We start from the raw sequence: 12,546 nt of genomic DNA, 5'->3' as shown, positions 1-12,546 counted from the left end.
CGCAGCCCATGTCAATCGGCGAGTCCCGCCAGATCACGCAGCCGACGGGCCTGCGCCGCGCGCTCGGCCGCGCGCTGCTCCTCGAAGGAGCGGCCCGACGCGCCTCGGATCAGCGCCTTGGTCTCGATCACCGCGTCCCTGGGCGCGGCCAGCAGCGCGCCCGCCAGATCCCGGACGGCCGCGTCGAGTTCGTCCACGGGCACGACGAGATTGGCGAGCCCGGTGCGCTCGGCCTCCTCGGCCTGGACGAAGCGGCCCGTGGCGCAGATCTCCAGCGCGCGGGCATAGCCGACGAGTCCCACCAGCGGATGAGTGCCGGTGAGATCCGGGACCAGTCCCAGACTGGTCTCACGCATGGCGAACTGCACGTCCGACGCCACGACCCGGAGATCGCAGGCGAGGGCGAGCTGGAAGCCGGCGCCGATCGCATGCCCTTGGACGGCTGCGATCGACACGATGTCATTGCGGCGCAGCCAGACGAAGCCGTCCTGGTACCCGGCGATGGCCGCGTCGAGGTCCGCGTCGGAGCCTCGGGCCAGTTCCAGGAAGGACGGCTCCCCGTCGAATCCCTCGGGAGTGAACGCCTGCCGGTCGAGCCCCGCGGAGAAGGACATGCCCTCACCACGCAGCACCACGACCCGCACACTGCCCGGCAACAACCTGCCGGCCTCCGTCAACGCCCGCCACAGAGCGGGAGACTGGGCGTTGCGCTTGGCCGGATTGGTCAATGTCACCGTGGCGATCGCGTCCTCGACGGTGAGCCGCACGCCGTCCTTGTCGAGCACTGGTTCGCGTACTGATTCGAGCGAAGTCATACGGGCGCCTCCGGTTCGGGCAGTCGGGCAGCCACACATCAAAGTAATTGGCTAAGTGACTGCACAGTAACCACCTGGGCGATCGCCTGATCGACCCGGGTGGCCACCGTCCGAACCGGTGGCCATGAGGAGCGCACGCGACTGTCAGGCCGAAGCGGCCTTCTTGCCTCTCGTCGCTCCGCCGCGTCCCCGCAGTGTGACTCCGGACTCGCTGAGCATCCGGTGAACGAATCCATAGGAACGGCCGGTTTCCTCGGCCAGCGCCCGGATGCTCGCACCGTTGTCGTACTTTTTCTTCAGGTCTGCCGCGAGCTTGTCGCGCGCGGCGCCGGTCACCCGGCTGCCCTTCTTCAGAGTCTCGGCCACCCGTGCCTCCTCATGGGAAGTGCGCTCTGGACTTCTCATGATCACCCCTTACGGCCCTCCTGGCCACCCATTCGGCAAGGTCCGTACGACAAGCTTTGGCAGAGTTCAAGCTTCCGGCGCGACCGGAATCCCCGATTCCGGTCATGGCCGCAGTGGACAAGGGCCGGTATATCGATCGAAGTGCCAGGTCAGCGACGTACGGCGCAGAGCGGCCCGGACAGTGTGTCCAACCGCACTCTCCGTCGCGCGGCACGCCGACAGTACGAGACACACTCACACAGATGATGGATCACCGCTGAGCCGAATGATCCATACGGAGTGGATCACGGTCCGGACCAGGTCCGGACCAGATCCGGACCGCCTGTGGATCACGGCACGGTGGGCCGCCGGACGGTCACACAGCGGAGCGCCCGACCGTAACGTTCGACCGTCGCGAACGTCCGACCGTCACGCGAGCGCGACCAGATCCGCGTAGTCCGCTCCCCAGAGGTCCTCGACGCCGTCGGGCAGCAGGATGATCCGCTCCGGCTCCAGCGCGTGGACCGCGCCCTCGTCATGGGTGACGAGGATGACCGCGCCCTTGTACGTACGCAGCGCGCCGAGGATCTCCTCGCGGCTGGCCGGGTCCAGGTTGTTCGTCGGCTCGTCGAGCAGCAGCACATTGGCCGAGGAGACGACCAGCGTGGCGAGCGCGAGCCGGGTCTTCTCGCCGCCGGAGAGAACACCGGCGGGCTTGTCGACATCGTCACCGGAGAAGAGGAAGGAGCCCAGCGTCTTGCGGACCTCGACCAGATCGAGATCGGGTGCCGAGGAGCGCATGTTCTCCAGGACCGAGCGGTCCGGGTCGAGCGTCTCGTGCTCCTGGGCGTAGTAGCCCAGCTTGAGTCCGTGGCCCGGCGTCACCTGTCCGGTGTCCGGCTTCTCGACGCCGGCCAGCAGCCGCAGCAGTGTGGTCTTGCCCGCGCCGTTGAGTCCGAGGATGACGACCCGGGAGCCCTTGTCGATGGCGAGATCCACATCGGTGAAGATCTCCAGGGAGCCGTACGACTTCGACAGTCCCTCGGCCGTCAGCGGAGTCTTGCCGCAGGGCGCGGGCTCGGGGAAGCGCAGCTTGGCGACCTTGTCGGACTGGCGTACCTCCTCAAGACCGGACAGCAGCCGCTCGGCCCTGCGGGCCATGTTCTGCGCGGCCACGGTCTTGGTGGCCTTGGCGCGCATCTTGTCGGCCTGGGAGTTGAGGGCGGCGGCCTTCTTCTCCGCGTTGGCGCGCTCGCGCTTGCGGCGCTTCTCGTCGGCCTCGCGCTGCTGCTGGTAGAGCTTCCAGCCCATGTTGTAGACGTCGATCTGCGAGCGGTTGGCGTCCAGATAGAAGACCTTGTTGACCACGGTCTCGACCAGCTCGACATCGTGGGAGATCACGATGAAGCCGCCACGGTAGGTCTTGAGATAGTCGCGCAGCCAGATGATCGAGTCCGCGTCCAGGTGGTTCGTGGGCTCGTCGAGCAGCAGGGTGTCGGCGTCCGAGAAGAGGATCCGCGCCAGCTCCACCCGACGGCGCTGACCGCCGGAGAGCGTGTGCAGCGGCTGGCCGAGCACCCGGTCGGGCAGCCCGAGCGCGGCGGCGATGGTCGCGGCCTCGGCCTCGGCGGCGTATCCGCCCTTGGTGAGGAACTCCGTCTCCAGGCGCTCGTACTTCTTCATCGCCTTCTCGCGGGTGGCGCCCTTGCCGTTCGCCATCCGTTCCTCGTTCTCGCGCATCTTCCGCAGTACGGAGTCGAGGTCGCGGGCGGAGAGGACACGGTCGCGGGCGAGGACTTCGAGATCGCCGGTGCGCGGGTCCTGCGGCAGATAACCGACTTCGCCGGAGCGGGTGATGGTGCCGGAGGCGGGGATTCCCTCGCCCGCGAGGCACTTGGTGAGGGTGGTCTTGCCGGCTCCGTTGCGGCCGACGAGACCGATGCGGTCTCCCCTGGCGATACGGAACGAGGCGGACTCGATGAGGACACGGGCTCCGGCGCGCAGCTCTACGCCGGTTGCGGTGATCACGGAAAGACTCCAGGGCGGTGTGGACGGCGGAAGAGGGCAGGCGGAGGCGAGTCTTCGACGCCGGCTAATGCACAAGGAGAAATGCCATGCCGACCAGTCTAACCGGGCTGCGCAACTGCTTTCCGCTGCCGGGTGCCGGTGCCCTCGGCCTGCCCGTGGTCCGGGAGATCGTTGCCGAGCGGAGTGCGGTCGGGCACGATCCTGCCGAGTCCGTCCACGGCCTTCAGCTCCGCGGTCCAGGCGGAGTTTCCTTCGCAGGGCTGGGCGACGAGCAGGGCTCCGCCCTTACGGACCGAGCGCGCCGGATCGAAGGCGCAGCCGCGTACGGCGGGCAGCACCCAGCGCAGATCGCCGTCGGCGGTGCGGTACGCGGTGATACGGCGAGGAGTGACGACGGCGAGCATCCGGGCCCCGGGATCGAGGAGTTGGAGCACTCCGGTGCCGCGGCCGGGAGCGGCGGCCAGCCAGTCGGCGAGGCCGGGGAGCGCGCGGTGCCAGCGGACGGCGTCGCCGGTGGCGCTCTCGGTGTCGGTGACCAGACCGTCGCTCCAGAGGGCGAAGGCATGACCGGGCGCCGCCGCGAGCGCGAGCGGGAGGCGGCCGGAGCGCTCATGGGCCCAGCGCAGTGTGCCGGAGTGCGGATCGAGTGCCTCGACGCGCGGGCCCTCGGTGCGCAGTACGGGCTCCTGGGCGGCGGGCGGTGCGAGCGCGGACGGCGCGTGGACGGTGAGCTGGTCGCCGAAGGGCGTGTGCCGGGAGTCCTGGGCGGCGGTGGCGAGAGGGAGCGCGAACAGGGCCGGGACGGCGGCGAGCGCGAGCCGGGCGACGCGCCGTGCGCGCCGGTGCCGTGCGGTGGTACGGGACGCAGTGCCGCTGCCGCCGCTCCCGCCGCCCGGGTCCTCGCCGCTCTCCGGTGTCGGCGGAGGCGTCGTGTCGGATGTGGCGGATGCGGTGTGCGGGGCGGGCGGCGGGACGGTCGGCGCCGCGGTCGTGGACGGAACGGTCACTGTTCCCCCGGTCCCTGTTCGCTCTTCGGTACCACCGGTCTCGACCGGGCGTGGGCCTCGATCAGGCGTGAGCGTAATAAGGGACCACGCGGAGGACGTCCGGACCTGCCGCGACACGGCGGACACGGCCGGGCACATCCCCCGTTCGGCAGCGGGCCCGCCGCCGGGACCGCCTGCCCGCCGGGACCGTACCGCCGTCCGTCCCGGTGGGCGGGCGGCGGTACGGGCCGAGTGGATCAATGGGCGGCGCGCGTCAGGAGCCTCCGGTGTGCACCTGGAAGGCGGCCCGGCGCACGGCCTTGGCGAGGGCCGGATCCGGGTGCGCGGCGGCCAGGGCGACCAGGACCTGGACCGTACGGGGATGGCCGACGGCCCGGACCTCGTCCAGCAGGGCGGGCACATTGCCCTGCACGGCCGAGTCGAGATGGCGGACCAGCAGACCGCTCTCGCCGTGGTCGGCGACGGCCGCCGCGGTGTCCACCCAGAGCCAGGTCGACTCCTCGCGGGTGAGGACATCGGCCGCGTCGTCCGGGTCGGCGCCCTCGTACTCCGCCAGCCAGAGCAGGGCGTAGGGACGCAGCGAGGGCTCGTCGGCCGCTGCCCGTACGCCCGCCTCCGCCGGCGCGCCGACGACGCGCAGCGCCTCGAAGGCCAGTCCGCGCAGGAGCGCGTCCTCGCCTCGGGCGACGGTGAGCAGTTCGGTGACGGCGCTGCCGACGGTACGGGCGGCGAGCCAGGCGCGGTACTCGGCGCGGGCCGGTCCCGGAGTGAGCCGGGCACAGCCGCGCAGCATGTGCTGGGCGGACTGTTCGATATTGCCGGCCGGGCTCTGGGCGGCGACGCAGATCTGCTCCAGCTTGACCCAGACCGCCCAGTTGCCGAGCGGTGTGAGCGTCGCCTGGCCCTTGCCCAGAGTCAGCGCGCCGACGGCGGCCAGGCCTTCGAGGGCCCAGTCGAGCAGCGGAGGCAGCAGGATCTCGTCCGGAGGCTCCGGGACCGTGGGCTCGGTGGGCGCGGGCTGCGGCCCGTAGGGCACCTCGCAGCGCTCCTCGTGGAGCTCCGCGACGCGCTGCCGCAGCAGATCGAGCAGGGCCGGTACGAGCACGGGCCCGGCCGAGAGCTGGAGCAGCGAGAGCACCTGCGGAACGGCCTCGACGACCTCGGCGACCGTGGAGGCCTCGACATCCTCGGGCGCCGGATGCACCAGCGACCAGGCGTCGAAGAGGGCCACCCAGCCGCGCTGGACGGCGCTGTCGTCGCGGTCCCAGGCCTGGAGCCGCCAGCCGGGCCGTACGGTGCCGCCGTGCAGCTCGACCAGACCGGCCAGCCTGGCCCGGTCCCAGCCGGCGCGCACCTGCTCCGGAGTCAACTCCAGCGCCGCGGCGGCCCGTTCCTGCGCGGACGCGCCGAAGGGACCGGCGCCGGAGCCCCGGTCGACGGCGGCCCAGCGGGCGATCCGTACCGCGTCGGCGAGCACCTCCCTGGCCTGGCGGGCCAGCTCCGCGGTGGGCGGAGTGCCCTCGGGCGGCCGAGGTGCCGGCCGGTTGCGTCCGTCGGTCACGGCCCGTCGGGCCGTGGTCAACGGCCGCGGGCGGACGAGTCGGAGTCTGGAGTTGCGCGCCAATTGCTCATCAGGCTTTCGGGACGTCACGGGAGCAGTCTTCCCGGTGACCGCCCGAAAGCCCAAACGGAACCTGTTCCGTCGGTACCGGAACGCGGACGGAGGCCGCCGCGGGCGGGCCGGGACACGGGTGCGCACGGGACGGAAGAGGCCTGTTGGACGGCTACATGAGAGGGATGAGGAAGCGGCGCAGCGCCTCCTCGTAACCGGCCGGATCCGCGTTCCACATCGCGGCGTGCGGAGCGTGCGCGACGGCGTGGAGACCGATCAGTCCAGGACGCAGGGCGGCGAGTTCGCGGGAGGGATCCCAGGAGGCGAGGGTGTCGTCCGGGCCGTGGATGATCAGTGTCGGAACGTTCAGATTGCTCGGGTCGGCGGCCTGGAGCAGCCGGCCGCCATGGAGCCCGGTCCTGCCCTGGGCCGCCCGGACGGCGAGCGGCAGCAGCGGGCCGGGAGTACGGCGGGCGGTGGCGAGGGCCTTCAGGGTGGCCTCCCAGTCCAGTACGGGCGAGTCGAGCACCAGCCCGGAGATCCGCTCGCTGTGCGCGGAGTTGGCGGCGGCGTGCAGGGCCATCGTGGCGCCGGTGGACCAGCCGTAAAGGATCACGCGCTCCGCGCCGTAGCGGACGGCGTACCGGATCGCCGCGTCGAGGTCGCGCCACTCGGAGTCGCCGAGATGACCGAGGCCGTCCGGGGAGCGTGGAGCGCCCGGATCGCCGCGGTAGGCGAGATCGAGCACGGCGACCTGGAGCCCGGCCAGCAGCTCCAGGACGTTCAGCGGATGCTCACGGGTGGTGCCGAGACCGTGCACGGTGATCACCCAGGTGTCCCGCGCGCCCGGCACGAACCAGGCGGGCAGAAAACCGAGTTCGCCCGGGATCCGCTCCTCCCGGTGGTCGATGCCGAGAGCGGTGGCCGGATCGCCGGTGTGGACCTCCGGAGTGAGGCGTACGCGCATGCCCGGGACGAGCGTGCCGTGGCCGACGCGCTCCAGTCTCCGTACGACGGTGTCGGGCGGATGCCGCACGCCCTCCAGGACCGGTCCGACCACCGCGTGGAGACCTCGGCCCTCGATCCCGTACACGCCCGGGCGCAGGGAGGCGAGACAGCGTGTCAAGGTGATCTGTCCTGCGGCCGTGGCGTGCACGGTGAGCCTCGGATCGCCGGGCAGAGGCCGCCCGGGCGACGCTCTGAGCGCGGCGTCACCGGCGAGCCGGCCGGCCGCGACCGCAGCCGCGCCGACGCCGATCACGGTGGAGACGGCCGCTGCCGTCGCTGTGGCGGGACGCACGGTCCCAGTGTCGTCAGCGCCGCCGGGCCCGGCCACCGGGCGCGGTCCGTCGGGGTACGCGGAGAGTGCGGGGTACGGCGCGATGCAGAGGTCGACACAGGGCCGGACCGCGGCCGGTTCCGTCAGGGCCGCTGCCCGTAGCCCTTCAGTTTCTCTCCGGCCTCCCGGAGCTGCGCCTCGGAGAGCAGCGAGGGCGTACGGCCCGGCACCGCGCTGGCGGTGAGCCAGAGACGGGACATCCACTCCAACTGGGCCGTGCGGTCATAGGCCTGGGCGAGCGTGGCGCCGTAGGTCACCGTGCCATGGTTCTGGAGCAGACAGCCCGTGCGGTCGCGCAGGGCGTCGAGCATGCCCGCCGCCAGTTCGTCCGTCCCGTACAGCGCGTACGGAGCGACCCGGACGGGTCCGCCGAACGCCGCCGACATGTAGTGGATCAGCGGCAGTTCCGGTACGAGCGTGGAGACGGCGGTGGCGTGCACGGCGTGCGTGTGGACCACGGCCGACGCCGAGGTGTGCCGGTACACCGCGAGATGCAGTGGCAGCTCACTCGTGGGAGTGAACTCGCCGAGGACCTGCCGGCCGTCCAGGTCGACGCCGATGGCGTCCTCGGGACCGAGCTGTTCATACGGAATTCCACTCGGCGTGACCAGAACGAGTCCGCCGGCCCGTACCGAGACATTGCCCGAGGTGCCGACGACCAGTCCCTCGGAAGCCGTTCTGCGGGCGGTGTTCACCAGGTCCCGCCAGGCCCGGTCGATCGCGTCCTGATTCTCCTGATCGGTCATACCGTGATCCTGCCAGGAGTGCCCGGCGGCCCGTACGCCTGTTCTCCGGATCATCCGAACAGAATCACGCGGCGTCAGTTCGAGACACCACGAATACCTGTTCAGTTCATCTCCCGTTCACCATGACTCCCTACGTTCACCGAGGCCCCCTACGTCGAACGATTGCCTGGGTAAATGGAACACCTCACACTGCTGCTCGCGATCGTGATCGTGACGGCGCTCGTGTTCGATTTCACAAACGGTTTCCATGACACCGCCAACGCGATGGCGACGACCATCTCGACCGGCGCCCTGAAGCCCAAGACCGCGGTGGCCATGTCCGCCGTGCTGAATCTGGCCGGCGCGTTCCTCTCCGTGGAGGTCGCCAGAACGATCTCCGGCGGGCTGATCAACGAGAACGGCATCCGGACCGAAGTGATCTTCGCGGCGCTCGTCGGCGCCATCCTCTGGAATCTGCTCACCTGGCTGGTCGGTCTGCCGTCGAGCTCCTCCCACGCCCTCTTCGGCGGACTGATCGGCGCCACGCTGATGTCCGTCGGCACCTCCGGAGTCAACGGCGGTGTTGTCATCACCAAGGTGCTGATCCCGGCGCTCGCCGCGCCGGTCGTCGCCGGTCTCGCGGCGCTGCTGGCCACCGGACTGACGTACCGTATCGGCCGCCGTACGGACGACAAGGCCACCGCCAAGGGCTACCGCGCGGGACAGATCGCCTCCGCCGGTCTGGTCTCCCTGGCGCACGGCACCAATGACGCGCAGAAGACCATGGGCGTCATCACGCTCGCGCTCGTCACCGGCGGTGTCCTCGCGCCCGGCTCCAATCCGCCGCTGTGGGTCATCGTCTCGGCGGGCACGGCGATCGCGCTCGGCACCTATCTCGGTGGCTGGCGGATCATCCGCACCATGGGCACCGGGCTCACCGAGCTGAGGCCGCAGCAGGGCTTCGCCGCCCAGACCAGTGCCGCGACCGTCATCCTGGCCTCCTCGCACCTCGGTTTCTCGCTCTCCACCACCCAGTCCTGCTCCGGCGCCGTGATGGGCGCGGGACTCGGCCGTAAGGGCGGTGTGGTCCGCTGGTCGACCGCCACGCGGATGTTCATCGCCTGGGGACTGACGCTGCCCGCCGCGGGTCTGGTCGCGGCCTGCGCGGAGTTCCTGACCGGCCAGGGCAGTTGGGGCGTCGCGGTGGTCGCCGCGCTGCTCCTCGCGTGCTCCGGCGCGATCTGGCTCGCCTCGCGCCGCCGCCCGGTCGACCACACCAATGTCACCGACGCCGACGAGGCCGGATTCCCGGGTGGAGAGCCCGCCGGTGTCCTGGCCAACGGCATCACGGCCGGTGCGACGCAGGATCTGTCGACCACCATTCCGTCCCCACCGGGCAGCGCCGGTGAGCCGGCCCGAACCGCCACGGTCTGAATCACCCACCGCCCGAACCGCCACGGTCTCAAGGAAGAGCGAGCGAACGTATGAACATCGACTGGGCAGCGCTGGGTTCCGTCTTCGGAGTCAGCCTCGTGGTGACCGTCGCCCTGGTGGGCTTGTTCACCCTGGGCGTCGTCGGTCTCGCCAAGCAGGAGTCCGCCGGCGGGCAGGGCGGCGTTACGGGCCCGGCGGCTCTGGCGCGCACGGGCGCGTACGCCTGCTTCGCCCTGTGCGCGGCGGCCGTGGCGTACGGGATCTGGCTGATCGTCGCGTGACGCACGCCTCACCCTGTCCCGTCGCAGGTCAGCGATGAGTTGACGGGTGTTCGCGGGCGTGGTGGACTGCCGGGGCCATTACGGCGGCAGAAGAGGAAGCCGGTGCGAATCCGGCGCGGTCCCGCCACTGTCACCGGGAGTTGTCTCCCGGGAGCCAGGAACTCTCGCCGCCGCACCACGTCGAGCCGGGGCGCGGACCCTGAGTGAGGACATTTCGCCATGCCTGGCAGCGGTTCGGCCGTCGTGCGCGGCGGCGGTTCGGCCGCCGGACGGATCTTCGCGTACGGCGCGGCCCTGGGACTGCTGGGCGACCGGGTGTTCGCCGATCCGCGCCGAGGGCATCCGGTGGCCGCGTTCGGCCGGGCGGCGGGCGCCGTCGAGCGGGCGCTGTGGCACGACCACCGCGGCTGGGGCGCGCTGCACACGCTGGTATGCGCCGGAGGCGCCGTCGGCCTCGCGGTCGTCGCCGCCCGCAGTACACAGGCGGTACGGATCACGCGGACCGTACGGGTCGCGCAGGGCGTACGGGCCACGCGGGCCGTTCCGGGCGTACGTGCCGTACGGGAAAGCCGTGCCGCTTCCGTCGCACTGACCGCTCTGGCCACCTGGTCCGTCGTCGGCGGCACCTCGCTCGGCCGGGAGGCACGCGCCATCGGCGCCGCGCTCACCGCCGGAGACATTGAGCTGGCCAGGGAGCGGCTGCCACGGCTGTGCGGGCGCGATCCGCAGGCGCTGGACGGACAGCAGCTCGCCCGTGCCGTCGTGGAGTCCGTCGCCGAGAACACCTCGGACGCCGTCGTCGGCGCGCTGGTGTGGGGAGCGATCGCGGGCGTGCCCGGTCTCGTGGGATTCCGGGCCGTGAACACCCTGGACGCGATGGTGGGTCACAAGTCCGCCCGCTACCGCAGATTCGGCTGGGCGTCGGCCCGGCTGGACGATCTGGCCGGCTGGCCCGGAGCCCGGCTGACCGCCGCGCTGGCGGCGGTGGCGGGCGACGATCCGCGCGCGGCCCTGCGGGCGGTACGGCAGGACGCGCGGAAGCATCCGAGTCCCAACGCGGGCCCGGTGGAGGCGTCGTTCGCGGGCGCGCTGGGCGTACGGCTCGGCGGGACGCTCACGTACGGCGGACGGGTGGAGCACCGGCCCGTACTGAACGGCGAAGGGCGGCCCGTGGAGACGGCGGACATCGAACGGGCCGTACGGCTGTCGCGCCGGGTGAGCGGATACGCCCTCGCGGTCTGTGTCGCCGGCCGGTTCGCGTACGGCGCGATACGCCGCCGTACGGCCGAGACAGGCCGTCGTACGGCGGAGACCGGAAGGGGACGCGAATGAGCGGGCGCGGCGGAGGCCTGCTGGTGGCCGGGACCACCTCGGACGCGGGCAAGAGCGTCGTCACGGCCGGGATCTGCCGTTGGCTGGTACGCCGTGGAGTGAAGGTCGCGCCCTTCAAAGGGCAGAACATGTCGCTGAATTCGTTCGTGACGCGCGAGGGCGCGGAGATCGGACGGGCGCAGGCGATGCAGGCCCAGGCGGCCCGGGTGGAGCCGACCGCGCTGATGAATCCCGTCCTGCTGAAGCCCGGCGGCGACCGCAGCAGCCAGGTGGTGCTGATGGGACGGCCGGTGGGCGAGCTGAGCGCCAAGGGATTCTTCGGCAGCTCCGAGAACTCCGGGAGCGCGCTGCGCGGCGGACGCCGGGAGGCCCTGCTCGGCCCGGTCCTGGAGTGTCTGGAGGAGCTGCGCGCCACCCATGACGCCGTGATCTGCGAGGGCGCGGGCAGCCCGGCCGAGATCAATCTGCGCCGTACCGACATCGTCAACATGGGAATCGCACGCGCCGCGCGGCTGCCGGTGGTGGTGGTCGGCGACATCGACCGCGGCGGAGTCTTCGCCTCGTTCTTCGGTACGACCGCGCTGCTGAGCCCGCAGGACCAGGAGCTGATCGCGGGCTATCTCGTCAACAAGTTCCGCGGCGATGTGTCCCTGCTGGAGCCCGGTCTTGAGATGCTGCGCGGCCTGACCGGCCGGGCGACGCTCGGAGTGCTGCCCTGGCGGCACGGGCTGGGCATCGACGAGGAGGACGGACTGCGTATCTCGCTGCGCGGCGCCGTGCGCGAGTCCCTGGTGGCCCGCCCGTACGGCGAGGAGGTGCTGCGGATCGCGGTCTGCGCCGTACCGCTGATGTCCAACTTCACCGATGTGGACGCGCTCGCGGCCGAACCGGGCGTCGTCGTACGGTTCGTGGACCGTCCCGAGGAGCTGGCCGACGCCGATCTCGTGGTGGTGCCCGGCACGCGCGGCACGGTGAAGGCGCTGGCATGGCTGCGGGAGCGCGGGCTCGCCGACGCGCTCGCGCGCCGGGCCGCCGAGGGCCGTCCCGTGCTCGGGATCTGCGGCGGCTATCAGATCCTCGGCGAGCACATCGAGGACGAGGTGGAGTCACGGGCGGGCGCCGTGGCCGGGCTCGGGCTGCTGCCCGTACGGGTGCGGTTCGCCCGTGAGAAGACCTTGGCCAGACCGTCCGGGACGGCCCTGGGCGAGGCGGTGGACGGGTACGAGATCCATCACGGTGTCGCCGAGGTGCGAGGCGGCGACGCCTTTGTCTCCGACGCGGACGGACGGCCGCTGGACGGCTGCCGGGTGGGCGCGGTCCAGGGCACGCACTGGCATGGAGCGCTGGAGAGCGACGCGTTCCGGCGGCGCTTCCTTACGGAGGTGGCACGGGCGGCGGGCCGGCGTTTCGTTCCCGCGCCCGACACGAGCTTCGGCGCGCTGCGCGAGGAACAGCTCGACCTTCTCGGTGACCTCATCGAGGAGCACGCGGACACGGACGCGCTGCTGCGGCTGATCGAGGACGGCGCGCCGGCCGGACTGCCCTTCATTCCCCCGGGAGCACCGTGACCACCGACGCCGTACGGACCA

At 71.5% G+C, this 12,546-nt stretch carries 11 protein-coding genes and 1 riboswitch; of the genes, 4 read left to right on the top strand and 7 right to left on the bottom strand.

Going from position 1 to position 12,546, the window contains the following annotated elements; all coding sequences use genetic code 11:
* Positions 1-11: 11 nt before the first annotated feature.
* From ACFV6H_RS14340 to ACFV6H_RS14310, 7 genes are all read right to left on the bottom strand, one after another.
* On the bottom strand, positions 12-815 hold the full coding sequence (locus ACFV6H_RS14340; RefSeq protein WP_385541517.1) for an enoyl-CoA hydratase/isomerase family protein: 804 nt from the start codon (positions 813-815) through the stop codon (positions 12-14).
* 144 nt (positions 816-959) lie between these two features.
* Complete coding sequence (locus tag ACFV6H_RS14335; RefSeq protein WP_030753304.1) at positions 960-1,181, bottom strand: helix-turn-helix domain-containing protein; 222 nt, start codon at positions 1,179-1,181, stop codon at positions 960-962.
* 447 nt (positions 1,182-1,628) lie between these two features.
* Entirely contained in the window at positions 1,629-3,227 is a 1,599-nt protein-coding gene (locus ACFV6H_RS14330) for an ABC-F family ATP-binding cassette domain-containing protein (RefSeq protein WP_385541515.1), read from the bottom strand.
* A 98-nt stretch (positions 3,228-3,325) separates the two neighbouring features.
* Positions 3,326-4,234 carry a hypothetical protein gene (locus tag ACFV6H_RS14325; RefSeq protein WP_385541513.1) on the bottom strand — a complete coding sequence of 303 codons (909 nt, stop codon included), beginning with the start codon at positions 4,232-4,234 and terminating at the stop codon, positions 3,326-3,328.
* A 253-nt stretch (positions 4,235-4,487) separates the two neighbouring features.
* Positions 4,488-5,885, bottom strand: coding sequence for a hypothetical protein (locus ACFV6H_RS14320; RefSeq protein ID WP_385541511.1), 1,398 nt, complete (start codon positions 5,883-5,885; stop codon positions 4,488-4,490).
* 133 nt (positions 5,886-6,018) lie between these two features.
* On the bottom strand, positions 6,019-7,146 hold the full coding sequence (locus ACFV6H_RS14315; RefSeq protein WP_385541509.1) for an alpha/beta hydrolase: 1,128 nt from the start codon (positions 7,144-7,146) through the stop codon (positions 6,019-6,021).
* 122 nt (positions 7,147-7,268) lie between these two features.
* Complete coding sequence (locus ACFV6H_RS14310; RefSeq protein ID WP_385541507.1) at positions 7,269-7,931, bottom strand: class II aldolase/adducin family protein; 663 nt, start codon at positions 7,929-7,931, stop codon at positions 7,269-7,271.
* A 174-nt stretch (positions 7,932-8,105) separates the two neighbouring features.
* Between ACFV6H_RS14310 and ACFV6H_RS14305 the strand changes: the two genes are divergently transcribed.
* The 4 genes from ACFV6H_RS14305 to ACFV6H_RS14290 all read left to right on the top strand — a co-directional run bounded on the left by ACFV6H_RS14305 (position 8,106) and on the right by ACFV6H_RS14290 (position 12,525).
* On the top strand, positions 8,106-9,344 hold the full coding sequence (locus tag ACFV6H_RS14305; protein WP_385541505.1) for an anion permease: 1,239 nt from the start codon (positions 8,106-8,108) through the stop codon (positions 9,342-9,344).
* Positions 9,345-9,394: 50 nt separating this feature from the next.
* Positions 9,395-9,625 carry a hypothetical protein gene (locus ACFV6H_RS14300; RefSeq protein ID WP_385541503.1) on the top strand — a complete coding sequence of 77 codons (231 nt, stop codon included), beginning with the start codon at positions 9,395-9,397 and terminating at the stop codon, positions 9,623-9,625.
* 45 nt (positions 9,626-9,670) lie between these two features.
* Positions 9,671-9,812: riboswitch (cobalamin riboswitch) on the top strand.
* Between the two features lie 32 nt (positions 9,813-9,844).
* Positions 9,845-10,957: a cobalamin biosynthesis protein gene (locus ACFV6H_RS14295; protein ID WP_384986952.1), complete on the top strand. Its 1,113-nt coding sequence runs from the start codon at positions 9,845-9,847 to the stop codon at positions 10,955-10,957.
* Positions 10,954-12,525 (top strand): cobyric acid synthase, encoded by a 1,572-nt coding sequence (locus tag ACFV6H_RS14290; RefSeq protein ID WP_384986950.1) that lies wholly within the window; start codon positions 10,954-10,956, stop codon positions 12,523-12,525. Before ACFV6H_RS14295 ends, ACFV6H_RS14290 begins: the two co-directional genes overlap by 4 nt.
* Positions 12,526-12,546 lie beyond the last annotated feature (21 nt).

It is taken from the genome of Streptomyces sp. NPDC059743, from assembly GCF_042732975.1.
In the GTDB taxonomy this organism is placed as follows: domain Bacteria; phylum Actinomycetota; class Actinomycetes; order Streptomycetales; family Streptomycetaceae; genus Streptomyces.
Note: the sequence above shows the minus strand (reverse complement) of the source record. Positions and strands in the feature narration are given on the sequence as shown.

Coding starts and splice junctions, on each gene's coding strand:
- ACFV6H_RS14340 (WP_385541517.1), bottom strand. CDS start 815: ATGACTTCGCTCGAATCAGTACGCGAACCAGTGCTCGACAAGGACGGC.
- ACFV6H_RS14310 (WP_385541507.1), bottom strand. CDS start 7,931: ATGACCGATCAGGAGAATCAGGACGCGATCGACCGGGCCTGGCGGGAC.
- ACFV6H_RS14305 (WP_385541505.1), top strand. CDS start 8,106: ATGGAACACCTCACACTGCTGCTCGCGATCGTGATCGTGACGGCGCTC.
- ACFV6H_RS14300 (WP_385541503.1), top strand. CDS start 9,395: ATGAACATCGACTGGGCAGCGCTGGGTTCCGTCTTCGGAGTCAGCCTC.
- ACFV6H_RS14295 (WP_384986952.1), top strand. CDS start 9,845: ATGCCTGGCAGCGGTTCGGCCGTCGTGCGCGGCGGCGGTTCGGCCGCC.
- ACFV6H_RS14290 (WP_384986950.1), top strand. CDS start 10,954: ATGAGCGGGCGCGGCGGAGGCCTGCTGGTGGCCGGGACCACCTCGGAC.